We start from the raw sequence: 18760 nt of genomic DNA, 5'->3' as shown, positions 1-18760 counted from the left end.
GCAGCACCCTCATGCGGCGGAAGGCATCAAGCCTTCCGCCGTATTCATTTGAGGGAAAAGCCATGCCGGATTTCTTCCGGCTTGCCTCATTTCTTGGCCATGAATTGCGGGTTCTTGCGCAGCAGTTCGATGTTGGCCTGGCGCTCCTTCGGATAGCTCGCATACAACGCCGCGCCCTTCTTCTTGTCCATGCTGGACTCGAACATCAGGTGCATGCCTGCGGCGAACATGGCGTAGGTAGCCAGCGAGAAGTCCATGCTGGTCATGCCGTTTTTCGCCAGGGCTGCCTTCACCCGCGGATCGGCATCGAGCTTTTTAGCGAATTCTTCCACCGACTGGTTGTCGTCGTCGTCCTCGTCGCTCTTCTTGCTGATCTTGAGCTTCGACAGATCCTTGTTGACGGCTTCCATTTTTTGCAGCGTCGCTACCGTCAGCAGATACCGGTCGGGATCTGCCGCTGCATGCGCGGCCGCCGCCAGGCAAAGGGAGAACAGAAGGGCAAGGAGTTTTTTCATGGGCACACCGGGAATAAAAATAGGGATGACAGATTACTTCAAAAATTGATTTTCTGTCATCACCGATCATCACGCCCGCTGCAACACGCGCCCGTCACTCCATGTCGCCGAGCAGGTGGTGCGCCAGGTTCTTCCCTTCCTCCAGTGCGCCGTCGACGGTATCCGAGATATTCACGGTGCGATGCAGGATTTGCTGCTTGTCGACGGACGTGCCGCCTTCGTGGAACAGCAGGACGATTCCCTGGAATTTACCGCTGGCCAGTTCCTCAAAATCCACTTCCGCCTTCCAATTGCCCTTATGGTAAGTCGCGGCCGCCATGCTCACCTCCTGCCATGGGTTGGAAATCCGCTATCTGACTGGGGTCAGAATCGTCCCGATGGCGGGCCGTATCAAGGCACGCGGGCCGCCGCCTGTCAGAATGCGCGGTTGTACTGCACGCTGAGGATGTTGACGTCATTGCTGTAATTGCCGACCAAGGTGCCGCCCACCGGCGGCTCGGATTTGTTGAGCGACGCGTCACTCACAAACAAGTGGGCATAGCCGAAGTCCCAGCTGTCTTGCCGCGACGGCTTATACTGCGCGCCCAAGGTCAGCCAGCGGCGATTGTTGTCGGGAATGCGCGGCGTGCGGAATTGCCCCTCCACCGGCGACTGGTCGTAGGCGAGGCCCGCGCGCAGCTTCCACATGTCGTTGTAGCGGTAGTTCACTGCTGCCGCGACCCGGTAGGTATTGCGCCATTCTTCCGGCGTCACGCTGTCGGCTGCGCCGTTATCGAAGCGGATGCGCAATTCCTTGAAGCGACTCCAGTGCGTCCAGGTGACATCAGCCATCACCGACCATTTCGGATCGAGGTCGACATAGCCGCTCACGGACAGCGAATCCGGCAAGTCGATATCGGCCCGCGCGCCGGTATTGGTGAACGTGGGTGCCGCCGCAATCGGCCCCGGCAAGCCGGCCGGCTTGGTGAAATTGGCGCTGCCGGACAGTTCGTGGCTGACCTTGGAGCGGTAGGCGATACCGAAGCGCATGCGCGCATCGGGCGTGAACAGCGCGCCAAGATTGAAACCGTAGCCCCAGTCGTTGCCCTTGACCGTCACGCTGCCGTCACGGGCCTGGGGCAGGAAACCGATCGCGCTGCAGGTGGCCAGGCCGGCACTGCCCACGCAAACGCTGCCGAAGTCGATCGCGCGCGACAGCTCGACATTGACGTACTGCGCGCTCACGCCGCCGCCGACGGATACCGTGTCGCTGAGCCGGTAGGCGAGCGTGGGATTGATGTCGACCGTGATCAGATCGGACTTCAACGCCTGGTAGCGCCCGACCCAGCCCGCATCGTATTCGGTGGTCAGGCCGAACGGCACCTGCATGCCAAGTCCGAAGCGCAGGTCGGGCGAGATATCCATCGCGTAATACAAGGCTGGCACCAGCGCCCAGCTTCCCGCATCGCCGCCGTTGCCTCCGGAAAGCGGGCCGGCAGCGGAAAACGAGCCGCGGTTCTCGAAATTGGCCGACGGCCGGATGGCCGAGCCGGAAACCATGAACTGGCGCCCGCTGAGCCGCGTCAGGCCGGCCGGGTTGAAATAGATGGTGCTCAGGTCTTCGGCAGCGGCGGCGCCGCCGGCATGCGCGTTGCCAAGACTGGCGGCACTCATTTCGCTAAGGGCGAAACCGCCCGCATGGGACGGGGCTGGAAGCATCAGTGCGACGGTGGATGCGGCTAGAGCGAAGCGAACGAATTTCATGCGGCTCTCCTTTTCTTCCGGCACTTCCGCAAGGTACGCATCACGCGCGCGGAAGCGCCAGGATTGTTATCCTGAATGCATTCATGGCGTTGCGCAGTCAACTGTTCCCCAGTGTTGGATATTTCATCCGAGTGAGATCTGATGCACGTCAAGCGCGCTCGCACATGTCAGGTGTCAATCCTGCTCGCCGGCCACGAGAGACGCCCTCGTCCAGCCTTTGCTGCTACTGCACCGCGCCCTGGTCGCGCAGCCATTCGACCAGCTTTTGCAGATTGGATTGATTGATCGAAATCGAGGTCGACACCAGCCCGCCCGACACATCTTCCTTGATCTGGATATGTGCCATGGAGTCGCTGCCTGGGTGCAAAGTCACCAGCAATTGCTCGGTGCCGGTGGCGGTGGTGTTCTGGAAAACAGCTTGCCCCGAATCGGATGCACGGAATGTCGATTGCATGCCCTTCCTCCTGATAACAAGTACGCCGGCCCGAAGCGGGCCGCCTCTACCACTTTAGACTTTGTACAATAATAGGAACATTTTTCTCGCGATGCGGCAGCGCGCATTGCAGCCTATGGACAAACGGATGACAGCTTCCTCGATCCCGGATTGGTTACAGTCCGGCGTAGCCCGTGCGGGAGGACAAGTCATGGTCGTAGCGCAACAAGCCTATCGGCTGCGCGCGGTGCGCGTCGACCTGCCCTCGCTGATCCTGCCGCTGGCGGGCACCAAACGGGTGGAACTCGGCGGGCAGCAGAGCGAGATCGTTGCCGGGCAATTCCTGATGATTCACCATGCGACTTGCTTGCAAGTGGAAAATCTGCCGACTGGCATTGGTGGGGACAGTTATCGCGCCTGGGCGATTGCCTTGCCGTGGCGCGTGGTGGAACTGGCGCGCACCCTGCTCCATGCCCATGCGTCGCCCGAAGAACGGCGCGCCGCCCTGCCCTTTTCGACCGGGTCGGTGACGCCCTTGCTGCCGTGGCTGCAGCACTTGCTGGAGTTGCTGAGCGCGTCGGCAACGCCCGATGCGGCGCTGCTGGATCATGGTTTGCTCGGCGTCGCCCTGGCGCTGGCGCGCGCGGGTCATGGGCATTTCCTGCATGCCGGCGATCCCTCATTGAGCGCACGCATCCGGCTGCTGGTTGCGGCCGCCCCCGAGCGCGAGTGGAGTTCGGCCGACTTCGAAGCGCGCCTGCACATGAGCGGCGCCACGCTGCGCCGGCGCCTGGCGGAAGAAAACACGTCGCTGCGCCTGTTGCTGCGCGAGGCGCGGCTGCACCACGGCCTGGCCTTGCTGCAGACCACGCGCAAGCCGGTGAAGTCAGTGGCGCAAGCCTGCGGCTATCGGTCAGTGCCCAGCTTCACGCGCAATTTCGTCGCGCATTTCGGCATCGAGCCATCCGCCGTCGCCCATTCCTGAATCCCGGCCGCGTGGTGTTGCCAATGGTTGCCTTGATCGTTTCGCGCACCGTCTTGAGCGCCCGGCGACGGCATGCTGCGCGATGATGGACTGACATTCCATCCCTGTTGAAAGGAGCGATTCATGCGACACCCGATTTCCATTGCGATCCTGAGCCTTGCCCTGGCTGGCGGCACGGCTGCTGCCGCACCGGCCTTCCAAGTCAAGAGCGCCGATATTCAGAACAACCAGAGGCTGCATTCCAGCCAGGTCTATCAAGGCTTTGGCTGCGCAGGCGGCAACCAGTCGCCGCAGCTGGAATGGTCGGAGGCGCCGGCAGAAACCAAGAGCTTTGCCGTCACCATGTACGACCCGGACGCGCCTACCGGCAGCGGCTGGTGGCATTGGGTGGTATACAACATCCCGGCGTCGGTCCACAAGCTCGCCAGCGGCGCCGGACATTCCGGCACGCTGCCCGACGGCGCCAGGCACGGCCGCAACGACTTCGGCACGATGGAATTTGGCGGCGCCTGCCCGCCCGCCGACGACAAGCCGCATCGTTATATCGTGACGGTGTACGCGCTCAAGACGGACAAGCTTGGTGTGCCGGCCGATGCCTCGCCGGCGATGATCGGCTTCATGCTGAACGCCAACCGCCTGGCGACGGCAACGCTCACCGGCCTCTACGGACGATAGAGCCGCAACGCCAGCGCCAATGGACGGTCAGGAAGACTTGGTACCGACGAAAACCACGCGGTCTTCGGTACCAGTCATCTTCCCGACGATGTAGAGGCGCTTGGCGGCGCTGTCCAGGTACACATTGCCGCCAAACGATTTCCCGGACAGCGGATGGGAGCCGCTCTTGAAGTCCAGTGTCGCGGCATAGGCGCTGCCCTGTGCCTGCAGTTGCGCGGCGATGGCGCATCCGCAAGTCAAATGCCCGGTCACCTTGCCATCGGCGGCAATCTCCAACACGATATTATCTTCGCGCACACTCTTGTTGGCGATACTGCCCGTATACACACCGGCAAGCGTGCTCAGGGAAGGCAGGGTTTCATACGCGTTGTTGTAGCTGCTGGTAAAGGTTGCCACCCTGTTGTCCGTATAAGTCACATTGCCGTTAAATGCACTTTTTTCGGCATAGCTGGCCGACAGCGTGACGCCATTCGTCAGCTGCCCGCCAACGCCGGTCAAGGCCAGATCGAGGCCATTCGTCGAGGCGAAGCTGCCGTTGCTCAGCGTGCCGGTGCCAAGGATCACGCCGGACGGGTTGCCAGATGCGGGGTCGGAATAAACGATGAAGTAGGATCCATCGTCCTGCAGCAGGATGGTGAGCGGCCGCACGGCGCTGTTCGTGCCACCAAACACGCTGGCAATGACCGTGGTGGGGAACGTGGCGCTTGGAGTATTCTGCGAGCCGGTGGTGCTAGTACTGCCGGCATTGCTGGAGCCGGATGGAGCCGACGTGCTTGTGCTGCTGCTGCCCGAGTCGTTCAGCGCACTGCCCGCAGTGTTGGCCGCATCACTGCCACCGCCGCCGCACGCGGCCAGTAGTGTACTTGCAGCAAGCATGGTCGATAAGCTCTTCAATACCGAACGAAGCATGTCTTTCCCCCTGTGCGCCCACGCCAATTTCTTCGTCAAAGAAATTGCGTCCAGCAATGTTTATGAAATTCATTACTACTCCATTGAATCATTCATTAGTGCATTGCTTTTTGACTTTGCTTAAGCGCTTATTCCGGCAGAAAACGCTTGGGCTTGCTGGGCGGCATTCATTTCATCTAGATCGATGCGGCATGCCTGCATTGCCTTTCATCGTTCTACAATCGAATGAAAAGGCAGTCGTTTTTCCGACTGGTTTCATGTAACAAGAGAAGCGGAGGAAGTCATGCCGCGGACCCTGCTTGACCCGCCGGGCCACCTGTACGGCCACTATCGCAGTGTGGAGGATGCGCTGGATTTTGCGAAGAAGTTACACGAGCAGCAGATGGCGCTGAAGTCGGCCCATCCGCAGCACTACGATCCCGATGTGCATGCCATGGTGCTCGCGTTTAACTTGCGTATTGTCAGCCGGAAGATCGATGCGCTGGCAGCCGCGTTTCGCTCCTGCATTCAGGTCGGCCAAGGTGGCGGCTTGTCGGAACGTACTGTCGCCTTGCAAACCGCGCTGCAGCAATACAATGCCGCAGTTGCTTGCCGCGATGCCTGGGACAATCCGGTGGCGGCATCGATCAATGTACTCGACATGGCGTTCGATTGCATCGCATCGATGGAAAGCGACATACGCCGGTTCGAGCAAGGCAACTGACGCTGCCGCTTACAGCGGCGCTACTCATCCATGCCGTTGAGCGCTTCGATGTCGGCAATTGCCATGCGCAGCATCAGGTCGGCGGTGGCTTCATGCGGCGCCATGCCGGTAGCCATGGCATCCGGAAATGCCTTTTTCATCAGGCCGTCGCGCTGAATAAAGTATTCCCCTTGATCGTACTCAATCGTGTACGTCAGGCGCTTTCCGGTGCGACGCGTATATTCATAAATTGGCATTTTTTCCCCATCTTCGCTTGTGGTGCCGCGTTTGCTGCCTGTGCTTGTCGGCTTGTTGCACTGTATGGCAAGCATAGTCTCACTAGCTTAGCGGCGCATTAACCTTACTATGGCGCGCCCGACATCAATGCGCGTTTCGTCAAACCGGCGATACGCAGGCGCACGGACCAGGAGACGTCAATGGGAATGGAAACCATCGGCGAGTACGAAATCGAGTACGCCGGCGTTCATCTCGTCGAGCACGAAGGCTGGGCCGCCTACGTGACGATTTACGGGCCGTCGGCCAATCCGATGCACAGGAACAGTATTTTCCCGACACAGCGCGTCTCGCTGGAAAGCGTCTTTGAAAGCGAGGCAGAAGCCGAGGCGGAAGCGCGCCGGGTGGCGCATGCGATGGTCGAGCAAGCGGGCCGCTAGCTTGTTTCAGCTCAAGCAAATGCGTTCGCCATCGCCCGCGAGCGCGGACTGGCGGCGCAATTGAAATACAATGGCTCGACACTGTTGTGCACTTGTGCTCCGTCGGCCAGCGGCTGGCAAGTATGCGGCGCCGGCGTATCTGATTACTCGGGAGGAGATCGACCGATGCTTTACAGTACCGAAGCCATCCGCACCATTGCGCTGCTGGGACATACTGCCAGCGGCAAGACCAGCCTGACCGAGGCGCTGCTGCACGGCAGCGGCATGATCTCCGCGCCGGGCAGCCTGGAGCGCGGCAGCACGGTTGCCGATGCCGATCCGCTCGAACGCAAGTACCGGCATTCGCTCTACTCCGCGCTGGTTCACCTCGACTATCACGATACCCGCATCCACCTGATCGACACGCCCGGCTATCCCGATTTCATCGGCCAGGCGGTCAGCGCATTGTCGGCGGTGGAAACGGCGGCCATCGTGATCAATGCACAGAATGGCATCGAGATGATCGCCAGCCGCATGATGGCGCTAGCGCAGCAGCGCAAGCTGTGCCGCATGATCATCATCAACCAGATCGATGCGGAAAATATCGACTTGCCGGGGCTATTGGCCAGCATTCAAGAAACCTTCGGCAAGGAATGCCTGCCGATTAACCTGCCGGCGGCCGGCGGCAGCCAGGTGGTCGACTGCTTTTTCAATCCGTCCGGCGAATCCGATTTTTCATCCGTGGCACAGGCGCACCGCGCGCTGGTCGACCAAGTGGTCGAGGTCGATGCCGATCTGATGGCGCTCTACCTGGAACAGGGGGAGATCGAGCCGGAGCAATTGCACGCGCCGTTCGAGCAGGCGCTGCGTGAAGGCCACCTGGTGCCGATCTGCTTTGTATCGGCGCATAACGGCGCCGGCATCAGGGAGCTGCTCGACGTGTTCGTGCGGCTGCTGCCCAACCCCACCGAGGGCAATCCGCCACTGTTTTACCGTGAGGACCTTAACGCATCGAGTGCGGAAGAGCGGCAGCGTGAAATCCGGTCGGTGCCGGATCCGTCGCAGCATGTGCTGGCCCATGTGTTCAAGCTGATGGTCGATCCCTACGTCGGCAAGCTCGGCGTCTTCCGCATCCACCAGGGCACGGTCAGGCGCGACAGCATGCTTTACATCGGCGACGCCAGAAAACCGTTCAAGGTCGCGCACCTCTACCTGTTGCAGGGCAAGGAGCAAATCGAGGTGCAACAGGGCGTGCCGGGCGACATCTGCGCTGTCGCCAAGGTGGAGGACATCGCCTTCGACGCAGTGCTGCACGATGCCGCAGAGGACGAGCACATCCACCTGAAGCCATTGCCGTTTCCGACGCCGATCTATGCGCTGGCGATCGAGCCGAAAAAGCGCGGCGATGAACAGCGCCTGTGGGAAATCCTGCAGAAGCTGACCGCCGAAGACCCGTGCCTGAAGGTCGAGCACCAGATCAGCACCAACGAAACCGTGATGCTCGGCCTGGGGGAACTGCATCTGCGCTGCGCGCTGGAGCGCATGATGGAGTTCTACAAGATCGACATCGCGACCAGGCCGCCGAAGATCGCCTACCGCGAAACGATCGCGGGCCACGCCGAGGGACATCACCGGCACAAGAAGCAAAGCGGCGGCGCCGGCCAGTTCGGCGAAGTCTTCCTGCGGGTGGAATCGCTGCCGCGCGGCGCCGGCTTCGAGTTCGTCGACGAAGTCAAGGGCGGCGCCATTCCCGGCCAGTTCATCCCGGCCGTGGAAAAAGGCATACGGCAAGTCTTGGAAGGCGGCCCGCTGGCGGGCTTTCCGATGCAGGATGTGCGCGTGATCGTGTACGACGGCAAGAGCCACCCGGTCGATTCGAAGGAAGTCGCATTCGCCACCGCAGGCCGCAAAGCCTTCATCGACGCGGTGCTGAAGGCACGCCCCGTCATCCTGGAACCGATCGTCAACATTGAAATCGTCGTGCCCGAACAAACCATGGGCGACATCACGGGCGACCTGTCGACCAAGCGCGGGCAAGTGCTCGGCATGCAGACGGTGCAAGGCAATACCGTCGTCATCTCAGGGCAAGCGCCGCTGGCGGAGTTGAGCGACTACCAGTCGCGCTTGAATTCAGTCACTGGCGGGCGCGGCAGCTATACCATCGAGTTCAGCCACTATGACCCGGTGCCGGCGCCGACACAGCAACGCATGGTGAGCCAGCACAAGGTGGAACCGGAAGAAGCCTGAGCGACGTAGTACCTGCCTTGGATGCGATGCATTCAGGCCCCGCGCGGGAGTTCCTTCGCGACATAATGAAAACAGCCGTTCTGGAACACCGTCGCCAGCCATTCGACCTGCTGGTATTGGCCATCCTTGGCCAGGTAGCGCGGCATGTGACGTCTAGGCAATGCATTCGTGTCGCGGTCTTCCGGGTGGAGGAGGTCAACCAGGCGCCGTTGTGCGAGTTCATTGCTTGACCACCCCAATGCCTTGGTCCAGGCAGCATTTGCCTGCGCCACATAACCGTCGGCATCGACGACAGCCAACATGTGGGAAGCATGATCAAAAAAGAGGCGCAGCCGCGCTTCGCGCCGTTTCTTTTCAGTGATGTCGAGGAACTGGTAAATGCAAAAATCCTGGCTGCCATAATCGTTGCGCACCATGGAAATGCTCAGCGAGGTCCAGATTATCGCGCCGCTTTTATGGAAGTGCCGTTTCTCTGTGTGATAGCGTCCGATATGGCCGGCAATTAACGCACTGTACTTGGCCCGATCCAGATGCAGGTCATGCGGATAGGTCAGCACGCGCAAGCTCACCGAGAGCAATTCTTGCTCTTCGTACCCCAACATTGCACATAACGCCTTGTTGACGGCAATCCATCGGCCGTCCGGCGCCACAAGGGCCTTGCCCAAAGGCGCATGTTTGAAGGATTTCTCGAACATTAATTTATTTCGAGCAAGTTTCAGATACTCGTGCCATAACCCCTCCCTCGCTTTATCGCTTGTTTTTCAAGAGATGCATGTCGATCACGATATGGTGCCGGCCATGCTGAGCACGAGCATGGCGCGTTCGAAACCATTTCGCATGTTGTTGGTGTCTGACGCCAAACCGAATGCCATTTAAGCAACTAAAACGATAGCCCGCTGATCGGCTTACGGCAATCCCATACCTGCGATATGAGGGATGTTTTTTAAAAAACTTAACTTCAGTCAAAAAACGTTTTCATTCCATCATATGTGCCGTTTTTGCCCTATTTCCTTCGACGGGAGCGAAGACATTTTTTCCTGCTTCCTGGACGAAAAAAGGGCGACCATGCAACTTCTCAATATTTCCATACTCCAATATTTTCTCTTGGAAATTCAATGCGCCGGCCATGCTCGTTGCGCCCGCGCGGTATTCGTCATTACGGAGCCATGGAACAAGTTCTCAGCCTGTTGTACGGCACATCGGGAGTGCTCGCCTCCGCCCTGTATGTGCCACAGATCTTGAAATATCACCGCGACCAAGCGGCGCGCCGCTCGATTTCCCTGTTTTCATGGGGCGGCTGGATTGCCATTGCCATGGTGTCCATTCTCTATGCGATCTATGTAGCCAACAATTATTTGATTGCAGCCGTAGCCGGGTTGAACGTCACAGCACAGACCGTTGTCCTCTTCTATGGATTGACTGCGCGTCTGGCAACGCGATAAGGCATGTTTTTCACCATGGAGGACATGCCTCCTAAGATGCCTAGTGGCAAATCAACTACATTTGCGCCTGCTTAAATCAAGCATTTGCGGATTGGGATATTGATCGATATTTTGGTTGCGCCAAGACGCAGCCTCTCTGCGAGGTCGAATATCACCATGAAGTGGACCGTAGTTTCCCTGTATTTGCTGTCGATTTTTCATGTGCATTTCCGCGGCAAGGTGCGGCTGCCGCCATTGCGGCAATTGTTCGATCACTCTTCCTTTGTCGCACCGATCAACATGTTCATGCACCTGTTCTCGAAGGTGCCGTCCACGCCGTTTCTTCCCGTAGCCGATTTCCGCGAACTGCGCACGCTGGAAGCGAACTGGGAAGTGATCCGCGACGAAGCGCTGAACCTGCTGGCGCTGCAAAAGATCAAGGCCGCCGACAAGAACGACGACGCCGGCTTCAATTCCTTTTTCAAGAATGGCTGGAAGCGCTTTTACCTGAAGTGGTATGACGCCAGCCATCCCTCGGCCGAGCGCCTGTGCCCCAAGACGGTGGCGCTGTTGCGCCAGATACCGAGCGTGAAGGCGGCCATGTTCGCCGAACTGCCGCCCGGCGGCAAACTGAACATGCACCGCGACCCGTATGCCGGTTCGCTGCGCTACCACCTGGGCCTGGTCACGCCCAACAACGAGCGCTGCTTCATCGAAGTCGATGGCCAGCGCTACAGCTGGCGCGACGGCGAAGGCGTGATGTTCGACGAAACCTATATTCACTGGGCGCAGAACGGCAGCCAAAGCAACCGCATCATCCTGTTCTGCGATGTCGAGCGGCCGATGCGCTATCGCTGGGCGCAGGCCGTCAACCGCTGGCTCGGCCGCACGCTGGTGACGGCCGCCAGCTCGCCCAATGAAACGGGCGACCAGACCGGCGGCATCAACCGCGTGTTCCGCTTCGTATGGGTCATGGGGCAGTACCGGCGGCGCTTCAAGGCATGGAACAGGAATGCTTATTACGCGACCAAAACGCTGTTGATCGTGGGGGCGGCGTTGCTGCTGGTCTTCGGATAAAGCCAATTGCTTCAATCCGGCTCCTTCTTCGGCCAGCGGGAGAAGGAGCCGGATTGAAGTGATGCCGGTGCCGCCTAGCCGAGCCGCCACCTCACGGCTTCAGCACGACCTTGATGCAGTCATTCTGCTTGTTGCAGAAAATGTCATAGGCGTATGCGGCATCCTCCAGCGGCAGGCGGTGCGTGATGACGAAGGTCGGGTCGATCGCGCCTTCCTCGATGCGCTCCAGGAGCGGCTTCATGTAGCGCTGCACATGCGTCTGCCCGGTCTTGATGGTGAGCGAGCGGTTCATCACCGAGCCGAACGGGATCTTGTCGAGGAAGCCGCCATACACACCCGGCACCGACACCACGCCGCCGTTGCGGCAGGCCATCAACACTTCGCGCAAGGCCACCGGGCGGTCGGTTTCCATTTGCATCGCCTGCTTGACCCGGTCGTAGACGCCGATCATGCCCATGCCGTGCGCCTCCATGCCGACGGCATCGATGCACGCATCCGGGCCGCGCCCGCCGGTCATCTGCTTCAACGCGTCGAGCACGTTGACTTCTTCGTAGTCGAGCGTTTCCGCTTTTGAAATCTCGCGCGCCATGCGCAGCCGCTCCGGCACGCGGTCGATCGCGATCACGCGTTCCGCCCCCAGCAGATAGGCGCTCTGGATCGCGAACTGCCCGACCGGGCCGCAGCCCCAGACTGCGACCACCGCGCCCGGCTTGATCTCGCAGGCTTCGGCGGCCATATAGCCGGTCGGCAGGATGTCGGACAAAAACAGCACCTGCTCGTCGGTGAGGCCGTCGGGGATCTTGAGCGGGCCGACATCCGCATACGGCACGCGCACGTACTCGGCCTGGCCGCCGGCATAGCCGCCGGTCAGGTGCGAATAGCCGAAAATGCCAGCCGGCGAATGGCCCCACATTTTTTCTGCCATCCACGCGTTCGGGTTCGAGTTTTCGCATACCGAATACAGCTGCTCCTCGCAGAAGAAGCAATGGCCGCATGCAATCGGAAACGGCACCACCACGCGGTCGCCGATCTTCAGGTTCTTCACCTCGGCGCCGAGCTCGACGATCTCGCCCATGAATTCATGGCCAAGGATGTCGCCCTTTTCCATGGTCGGCACGAAGCCGTCGTACAAGTGCAGGTCGGAGCCGCAGATCGCCGTCGACGTCACCTTCACGATCGCATCGCGCGGATTGATGATGTGGGGATCGGGCACGTCCTGAACGCGTATGTCCTTTTTTCCCATCCAGCAGGTCGCTTTCATCCCGGCTCTCCTTTTCTGAACAACAGACGGTTGACCATGCCGCGCGGGCCGGATGGCTGCCCCACCGTGGTCGGCACTTCGCCGGTTTCGATCAGCCACTTGAAGCGGCGCAGGTCTTCGTCGATCTGCTGTTCCGGCGCCTCGCCGAACAGCCTCGCGATCCACGCACCGGCCGTGCCGCCCGGCGGGTTGTACTGCAGCACCACGCGCACGATGGTGCCGCGTCCGCCCGGCGCATGCTCGAAGTGCACGCTGCCGGAATGGTCGACATCGGCCCCCTGCAGCGAATGCCAGGCGATGTACTGCCCCGGCTCGTCAGCGATCAGTTCGGCATCCCATTCGACATGGGTGCCGGCCGGCCCCTTTGCCTTCCAGTGGATGCGGTTTTCACCGGTGATCTGCACCGTATCGAGATGCTTCATGAAGCTGGGAAAATTCTCGAAGTCGTGCCAGAAGCGATAGCACTCCTCGGCGGAGCGATTGATGGTGATGCTCTTTTCGACGTGCAGCATAGTGCGCTGCACCCCGTGCCCGGTCGCCTGCTGCCGGTATTTCATGCCGGCGAGGATATCGAGCGCAGCCACGCCGGCCACCGCCGCCGCCGTCAGCGCCAGACGCCGGCGCTGCGATGCCGCCGAGCGTGCCGCCATCCCGAGCAGGGCGAGGTCCATCGCGTCGCCGGCCACGCGCGCCCATAGCCACGGCTGCCTGCGGCTCTGGCTGAGAAGGCCGATGCCGCTGGCCAGCTCCCGGGCGCCGACGGCGAGCAACATGCCGCTACCAGACGGTGCGCCGACGGTGCGCGCCATCATGCGTGGCGCAAGCAGTTGTGCCACCCCGAGCCCGATGCTGAACCAGCCGAGTGCCTGCGCGACCTGGCGTGCGCGCAATGCGCCATCGGCATGTTGCTCTTGATGAAAAGCGGGGGAGCTGAACTGCCGGTTTTCGTACGGCGGGTATTCAGTGACTTGTGTTGCCGGAGGGCGCGCGCCGACTGGCGTGCCCGTGTCTGCTGCTTGACCCTGCATCATTCTTGCCTCCGTTGACTGGGTGAGACTCACGGATGAAAAATCGAATGGAAACAGCGAAGCTTGCGTGCCTGATTCGCCTTGCAGGTCGTCACGGGCAAGCGCAAGCGGTCAAGTTAGTCCGAATTCAGTTTGCGGTAGTTCCCGTTACTCTTTAGTGTTGCGTGCCGCGAGATAATTTTTCTGGAACATGCACATGCGGATGGCGTCGCGGTAAACGCCGTTGACGAAGAATTCGCCGGTCAGCATGCCTTCCGGCTGGAAGCCGCATTTTTCATAGATGTGGATCGCCTTGATGTTTTCCTTGTCCACCAACAGGTAGAGCTTGTACAGGTTGAGCACGCAGAAGGCGTATTCGATTGCCATCTGGGTCGCATGTTCTGCATAGCGCTTGCCCTGCCAGGACGGCGCAATGATGATCTGGAATTCCGCGCGGCGGTGGATGTAATTGATCTCGACCAGCTCCACCAGGCCAACCAGGTCGCCCGCGTCGCTCTCGATGATGAAGCGCCGCTCGCTCTGGTCGTGGATGTGGCGGTCGTACAGCTGCACCAGCTCGACGTAAGCCTCGTAAGGCTCTTCGAACCAGTAGCGCATGATGTTGCTGTTGTTGTTGATCTGGTGGACGAAGTGCAGGTCGTTGCGCTCCAGCGGGCGCAGCTTGATATGGGGTTGGGATAGCGTCGTCATACGTCAGGGTCGCGAAACAAGCGGCATGGCGTACCGCCCCAAGACAACCAGTCTTTGTGCCTTGCAGCGAATGTGGCGGACATGCCGTTCGTTCCTGCTTCGGTGTTGATCGTCAGCCTAGATTACGCCGGCTTTTGGACATTGACAATGAGCAATAAAATCGGATGTGGCGCAGTGGTGTTGCATCGGCCACGTCCGCAGAGATAACAGAGGATTGCTGCGGCAACGTTAGAGGTCGCTTTTCTTCGGTCCGCCGGTTGTCACCTGTTCGAACTGCTCCCATGGCAACTCTTCCACTTCCGGCTTCGGGATGTGGCGGTAATGCTCCAGGCCCTCGTTGATGTATTCGTCGGAGAATTCATCCGTCTTCTTGTCGCCGGCTGGCGCATCCTGCGCAGGCACGGCTTGCGCGCCGGCCGTGGCCGCCGTCACGGCATCGGCCACCTGCTTAACCGGGAAGCGCCAGTAAATCTTGTCCAACTCCAGTCCGCAGCTTTTGCGGACATGTTCGCGCAGCGTCATTTCGATGATATGCGACAGGCGGAAGCGCTTCATCGGTTCCGACTCGACCACGGCGGTAAATCCGGCTTCGCCGGGCAGCCTGGTGCAGGCGACTGCCACGCCGACGCCACTACGCCGGAAATAGTCAAGAATCGCGCCCCGGATGGCAGCAATGCTGCTCTGTTCGCGACGCGCGCGCAACCTGAGCGTCAATGCATAGGCGACAATGCCGATCACATTGAGCGCAAGAAGTATCAACAGCGTCAGGGTGGCTGAGTCAGCTTTGATAGACATTCCTATTTGACCTCGGGCAGTAACTTTTATTCGCTAGATGCGATGCATTTCAGGCTCATATTGCATGGCCCCAAGATCATATCACTCCGCTCCACGGAGTAAATCGGATTCATGCCAAGTGGGCAACAAGAGGCACGACAAGCGAGGCCCCTTTTATCCTTCCACTCGGACCGGTTTTACCCATGGCGAAAGCGCAGGCGGCCCGGCAGCGCTTAGTCCGACTTGCCCAGCAGGGTGAAATGTTCGACGGTCGGCGGTACGGCAAAGTAGGGGCCGACGATGGCACGCCATTCCTGGAAGGCTGCCGACTGGCGAAAATCGACTGTATGGTTTTCCAGGGTTTCCCAGAAAATCATCAGGACATAGCGCTCGGGCGATTCGATGCCTTTGTTAATTTTATAGCCACGAAAACCCTTTGCCTTGGCAATGACCTGCTGGACGCCATGCTCAATGGCGGTATCGAATTCGGCTTGCTTGCCGGGTTGAATACGGATATCGGCGAGCTCGAGAATCATGGGGAACTCCATTTGGCTGAGACGGAAAGCTTGCATTATTGCATCTTCTCCGTCTCTTGCCTTGGGCAAATGCAGGAATGACGCTGTGGCTGCGGTCTGCCAACGCTGCAGCCGTAGCGCCAAAGCGCCCCCCAGCGCTACTGCTTACGGGCGATAAAGCCGCCGACAACAGCTTCACCGGTTGTCGCGTTCTTCATCGAAAAGGCACCTCCGGTTTCAGCCGGCCCCTGGTTGCCGGTGGTCGATAACGGTCCGAAAAAGCGCGTGCTGACATTACCGGTCAGTCTGCCGTTATCGACGGTTCCAGACAGCGCGTTCGTTCCGGCAGCATCAAACGATGCGGTCGACGTAAACGTGATGGCTGCCGAAGCACCATCGGGCAGGATCTTGATCGTCGCCTGACGTTTCGCGAAATCGACATCAATTGTGGCGTCCCCCTCGACCGCGACAGGATCAGCATCCTTGGCCGACGCATAGCGGCCATAAATCCGGCCAGCATAGGTGGCAGTGCCAGTCGCTGGAATAAGAGCGGGATTGGTCAGTGCGCCAAACGCGACGACACCGCGACGGTTCGTGCTGTGCTCCCGCCGGCCGTCCTGTGCTGTCCATTCCGCAATCCAGACTGTGTCAGCGCTGAACCACGCGCCAAGGTTCACGTACTGATAGCTCAATCCGTTGTACGTGCGGTATCCCTTACTGCCTGGGAACGGCACCCCGGCGCCACTGCCGCCGGGCAGCGGACTGCCATCGACGGCATTGCCAGCATGAATATCGCCATCTTCATGGAAACGAAGCAGGCTCACCGTATCCGGCAGCTTTCCGCCTGCAGTGCGCCAATTCCCTTCTTGGTAATTCAGCTTCCCATCGGTTTCATTTGCTGGATCCGGAGAGGGGCAGGGTGTCGTAAAGACTGTCGTGCCACAGCGGGATGGCGTAGCGCGAGGGAAGTAACGATTGTTCGCGTAGTGCGATTGGTTGCCGGCAGTCGTCTTGGTTGCGTAATCGTAGAATGCCGTATCCGAACTGTCATGGAATTGATCGGCGACGATGGCGTTATTGGTACCAAACATGGCCCTGCCCTGAGTCGGATCGAAGGTTTCGATAATGGGCGGACGCTCATCCTTGCCATTCCATGGCAGCCCGAGATATTTCAGCACTAGCGCCACTTTGGTTACCACGCCTTTGGCATCTTTCGCCAGGCGTACTTCGGTAATGCCGCCGGCGTCCGGCACAAGGCCGTTCGCATTGGGCGCTTCCTCCGGCGTGAAGACGGTTTTGCCCAAATCACTGGTCGCCTTACCATAGGCTTGCACACCAAAATCCGTCAGCGCCACTTCCCCTGCCTTGACGATGTTTTCGCCGCTGCATTGATAGTTTGCGCCATCCGCACAAGACATCACCGTCGGGCCCTGTGAAGTCTGCGGTCCGCCAGAAGAGGTATTGCCGGATGAATTTCCGCCGGTCGAACCGGAAGACGTGTTCGTATTCCCGGAAGCATTCGACGTGGTTTTATTGTCGCTGCCTCCGCCGCATGCCGACAGCATGCCGGCCATGAGCAGCGCGGCGGCGAGCGGCTTGATATTGAAATGTGGCTGCTTCATACGGCCACCTCCGGCGCAGCGCATCCGCACTGCACATCGTGGATCCGATACCTGCAAGTTTTTCTGTGTGGATTAGTCATCACGAACCGTTCGCTCCATGGCAATAGTGTTGCTGCGCGCTGAAGGCACGCGACACTAGGAATGATGTGGATTCCGCCAGTCATGCTTCGATGACCGGGGCTGCAAGTACGCATTACGGAGCCATGCAGCGGCGCGGCATCGCTCCGAACGAGTCTTCATGTTCCAACTGATCTACACAGACAGGCTTGATCGTTGTTAAGCGTGGAATGCATTGCGTTGTAACTTGTTGTATCAACGCGCCACTGGAGGAAAGAAATTGATTTGCAGATAGGCGCTTGCCGCATCGGGCGATGCAACTGCGCGTCAGTGGTGACGCGGCGTGGCATTTTCTTGCAAGCGTTCCTGCAGCAATGCCAGTACCGCCGCTTCTTCCGGGCGCAAGGCATGCAGTTCGCTTCGCAGTTCTTCCTGCGCGCGCTGCTGCAATGCATGCAGCATGGTGCCGTCGAGATAGGATTCGATCACTGCCGGATGCACATAGCATTTGCGGCAAATGCTGGGCGTATTGCCAAGCCTTTCGGCCACGGATTCGATCGCGCGCACCACGTTTTTCTTGGCCTGCGCCTGCGAATCGAATTTCTCATATTCCTGCAGCGCCAGCGCCGCCAGCAGCGTGCCAGACCAGGTGCGGAAATCCTTGGCCGTATAGTCTTCTCCGGTGAGCGCGCGCAGGTACTCGTTCACGTCGGCCGAGTCCACCGTGCGCTGCTCGCCGTCGTCATCGATGTACTGAAACAATTCCTGCCCCGGCAAATCGCGCGTGCGCCGGATGATGCGCGCCATACGCGGATCATCGACCTTAATCGCATGCTGCACACCGCTCTTGCCGCGAAAGTGGAATTCGACTTCACGGCCGTCGATGCGCACATGACGGTCGCGCAAGGTGGTCAGGCCGAACGACTTGTTATGGCGCGCATACTCTTCATTCCCGATACGCATCATGGTGGCTTCCAGCAAATAGACGATGGTTGCCAGCACTTTTTCACGCGGCAATCCCGGCAAGCGCAAATCCTGGTCGATGCGCGCGCGGATGGCCGGCAAGGCCCGGCCGAAGTTGAGCATGCGTTCGTATTTCGCTTCATCGCGCACGTTCCGCCAGCGCGGATGATAGCGATACTGCTTGCGCCGCCGCGCGTCGCGCCCGGTCGCTTGGATATGGCCATTGTCCCAGGGACAAATCCATACCTCGGTCCAGGCAGGCGGAATGGCGAGCGCCTTGATGCGCGCCAGCGTGGCATCGTCGCGAATTACCCTGCCCTCGGCATCGCGGTAACGGAAACCGTCCTTGACCGCTTCGCGCGTCATGCCGGGTAGCGCATCGTTTACGTAGCGCAATCCAGCGTGCCGCGCCGCCGCCGGCGCGGTGCTCGGCGACGAAGCGGAAGATTCAATGAGGGCTTGCTGTGTCATCGTTATTTGCGCGGCAAGTCGCTGCGCTTGAGGCTCACG

General features: G+C 59.9%; 23 protein-coding genes. 8 read left to right on the top strand and 15 right to left on the bottom strand.

What is annotated here, in order from left to right:
* Positions 1–86: 86 nt before the first annotated feature.
* The 4 genes from TSA66_RS04175 to TSA66_RS04160 all read right to left on the bottom strand — a co-directional run bounded on the left by TSA66_RS04175 (position 87) and on the right by TSA66_RS04160 (position 2712).
* Positions 87–515: a hypothetical protein gene (locus tag TSA66_RS04175; RefSeq protein ID WP_040039107.1), complete on the bottom strand. Its 429-nt coding sequence runs from the start codon at positions 513–515 to the stop codon at positions 87–89.
* A gap of 94 nt (positions 516–609) precedes the next feature.
* Positions 610–834: a hypothetical protein gene (locus TSA66_RS04170; RefSeq protein WP_040039106.1), complete on the bottom strand. Its 225-nt coding sequence runs from the start codon at positions 832–834 to the stop codon at positions 610–612.
* 95 nt (positions 835–929) lie between these two features.
* Complete coding sequence (locus TSA66_RS04165; protein ID WP_040039105.1) at positions 930–2258, bottom strand: OmpP1/FadL family transporter; 1329 nt, start codon at positions 2256–2258, stop codon at positions 930–932.
* A gap of 223 nt (positions 2259–2481) precedes the next feature.
* Complete coding sequence (locus TSA66_RS04160; RefSeq protein ID WP_040039104.1) at positions 2482–2712, bottom strand: hypothetical protein; 231 nt, start codon at positions 2710–2712, stop codon at positions 2482–2484.
* A gap of 190 nt (positions 2713–2902) precedes the next feature.
* Here TSA66_RS04160 and TSA66_RS25365 point away from each other — a divergent pair, with 190 nt between their 5' ends.
* Positions 2903–3676 (top strand): helix-turn-helix domain-containing protein, encoded by a 774-nt coding sequence (locus tag TSA66_RS25365; protein WP_052452096.1) that lies wholly within the window; start codon positions 2903–2905, stop codon positions 3674–3676.
* Between the two features lie 123 nt (positions 3677–3799).
* On the top strand, positions 3800–4351 hold the full coding sequence (locus TSA66_RS04150; RefSeq protein ID WP_040039103.1) for a YbhB/YbcL family Raf kinase inhibitor-like protein: 552 nt from the start codon (positions 3800–3802) through the stop codon (positions 4349–4351).
* Positions 4352–4378: 27 nt separating this feature from the next.
* Here the strand turns inward: TSA66_RS04150 and TSA66_RS04145 are convergent, their stop codons facing one another.
* Positions 4379–4999, bottom strand: coding sequence for a hypothetical protein (locus tag TSA66_RS04145; protein ID WP_157691599.1), 621 nt, complete (start codon positions 4997–4999; stop codon positions 4379–4381).
* On the opposite strand from TSA66_RS04145, the gene TSA66_RS04140 reads away from it, so the two are divergent.
* Both TSA66_RS04140 and TSA66_RS04135 read left to right on the top strand, forming a co-directional pair.
* Positions 4983–5384 carry a hypothetical protein gene (locus TSA66_RS04140; RefSeq protein WP_157691598.1) on the top strand — a complete coding sequence of 134 codons (402 nt, stop codon included), beginning with the start codon at positions 4983–4985 and terminating at the stop codon, positions 5382–5384. The two genes, TSA66_RS04145 and TSA66_RS04140, sit on opposite strands and share 17 nt — an antisense overlap.
* 159 nt (positions 5385–5543) lie before the next feature.
* Complete coding sequence (locus tag TSA66_RS04135) at positions 5544–5963, top strand: hypothetical protein (RefSeq protein ID WP_040039100.1); 420 nt, start codon at positions 5544–5546, stop codon at positions 5961–5963.
* A 20-nt stretch (positions 5964–5983) separates the two neighbouring features.
* On the opposite strand, the gene TSA66_RS04130 is transcribed toward TSA66_RS04135, so the two are convergent.
* A complete protein-coding gene (locus TSA66_RS04130) occupies positions 5984–6199 on the bottom strand; it encodes a hypothetical protein (protein WP_157691597.1) in 216 nt (71 codons plus the stop codon).
* Positions 6200–6379: 180 nt separating this feature from the next.
* On the opposite strand from TSA66_RS04130, the gene TSA66_RS04125 reads away from it, so the two are divergent.
* Complete coding sequence (locus TSA66_RS04125; protein ID WP_040039098.1) at positions 6380–6616, top strand: hypothetical protein; 237 nt, start codon at positions 6380–6382, stop codon at positions 6614–6616.
* Positions 6617–6781: 165 nt separating this feature from the next.
* Complete coding sequence (gene fusA, locus TSA66_RS04120; protein WP_040039097.1) at positions 6782–8842, top strand: elongation factor G; 2061 nt, start codon at positions 6782–6784, stop codon at positions 8840–8842.
* A gap of 32 nt (positions 8843–8874) precedes the next feature.
* Here the strand turns inward: fusA and TSA66_RS04115 are convergent, their stop codons facing one another.
* A complete protein-coding gene (locus tag TSA66_RS04115) occupies positions 8875–9537 on the bottom strand; it encodes a PAS domain-containing protein (RefSeq protein WP_040039096.1) in 663 nt (220 codons plus the stop codon).
* Between the two features lie 280 nt (positions 9538–9817).
* Entirely contained in the window at positions 9818–9970 is a 153-nt protein-coding gene (locus tag TSA66_RS26750) for a hypothetical protein (protein WP_157691596.1), read from the bottom strand.
* A gap of 38 nt (positions 9971–10008) precedes the next feature.
* Between TSA66_RS26750 and TSA66_RS04110 the strand changes: the two genes are divergently transcribed.
* Both TSA66_RS04110 and lpxO read left to right on the top strand, forming a co-directional pair.
* Positions 10009–10284 (top strand): hypothetical protein, encoded by a 276-nt coding sequence (locus tag TSA66_RS04110; protein ID WP_040039095.1) that lies wholly within the window; start codon positions 10009–10011, stop codon positions 10282–10284.
* Between the two features lie 156 nt (positions 10285–10440).
* A complete protein-coding gene (gene lpxO / locus TSA66_RS04105; protein WP_040039094.1) occupies positions 10441–11340 on the top strand; it encodes a lipid A hydroxylase LpxO in 900 nt (299 codons plus the stop codon).
* Positions 11341–11431: 91 nt separating this feature from the next.
* Here the strand turns inward: lpxO and TSA66_RS04100 are convergent, their stop codons facing one another.
* The 7 genes from TSA66_RS04100 to TSA66_RS04070 form a co-directional block, all read right to left on the bottom strand.
* The gene (locus TSA66_RS04100) at positions 11432–12601 is read right to left on the bottom strand and encodes a zinc-dependent alcohol dehydrogenase (protein WP_040039093.1); all 1170 of its coding nucleotides are present in this window, start codon (positions 12599–12601) and stop codon (positions 11432–11434) included.
* A complete protein-coding gene (locus TSA66_RS04095) occupies positions 12598–13632 on the bottom strand; it encodes an SRPBCC family protein (protein ID WP_232429405.1) in 1035 nt (344 codons plus the stop codon). The genes TSA66_RS04100 and TSA66_RS04095 overlap by 4 nt, the downstream gene beginning before the upstream one ends.
* A 144-nt stretch (positions 13633–13776) precedes the next feature.
* Positions 13777–14319 carry a spermidine N1-acetyltransferase gene (gene speG, locus TSA66_RS04090; RefSeq protein ID WP_040039092.1) on the bottom strand — a complete coding sequence of 181 codons (543 nt, stop codon included), beginning with the start codon at positions 14317–14319 and terminating at the stop codon, positions 13777–13779.
* Between the two features lie 228 nt (positions 14320–14547).
* The gene (locus TSA66_RS04085; protein WP_040039091.1) at positions 14548–15114 is read right to left on the bottom strand and encodes a hypothetical protein; all 567 of its coding nucleotides are present in this window, start codon (positions 15112–15114) and stop codon (positions 14548–14550) included.
* Positions 15115–15326: 212 nt separating this feature from the next.
* Positions 15327–15629, bottom strand: coding sequence for an antibiotic biosynthesis monooxygenase family protein (locus TSA66_RS04080; RefSeq protein WP_040042178.1), 303 nt, complete (start codon positions 15627–15629; stop codon positions 15327–15329).
* A gap of 137 nt (positions 15630–15766) precedes the next feature.
* On the bottom strand, positions 15767–17230 hold the full coding sequence (locus TSA66_RS04075) for a HupA family protein (RefSeq protein WP_040039090.1): 1464 nt from the start codon (positions 17228–17230) through the stop codon (positions 15767–15769).
* A 384-nt stretch (positions 17231–17614) separates the two neighbouring features.
* Positions 17615–18721 (bottom strand): DNA topoisomerase IB, encoded by a 1107-nt coding sequence (locus TSA66_RS04070; RefSeq protein WP_040039089.1) that lies wholly within the window; start codon positions 18719–18721, stop codon positions 17615–17617.
* Positions 18722–18760 lie beyond the last annotated feature (39 nt).

This window comes from Noviherbaspirillum autotrophicum (genome assembly GCF_000818395.1).
GTDB lineage: Bacteria > Pseudomonadota > Gammaproteobacteria > Burkholderiales > Burkholderiaceae_D > Noviherbaspirillum > Noviherbaspirillum autotrophicum.
This window is presented reverse-complemented; position numbering and strand designations above follow the sequence as displayed.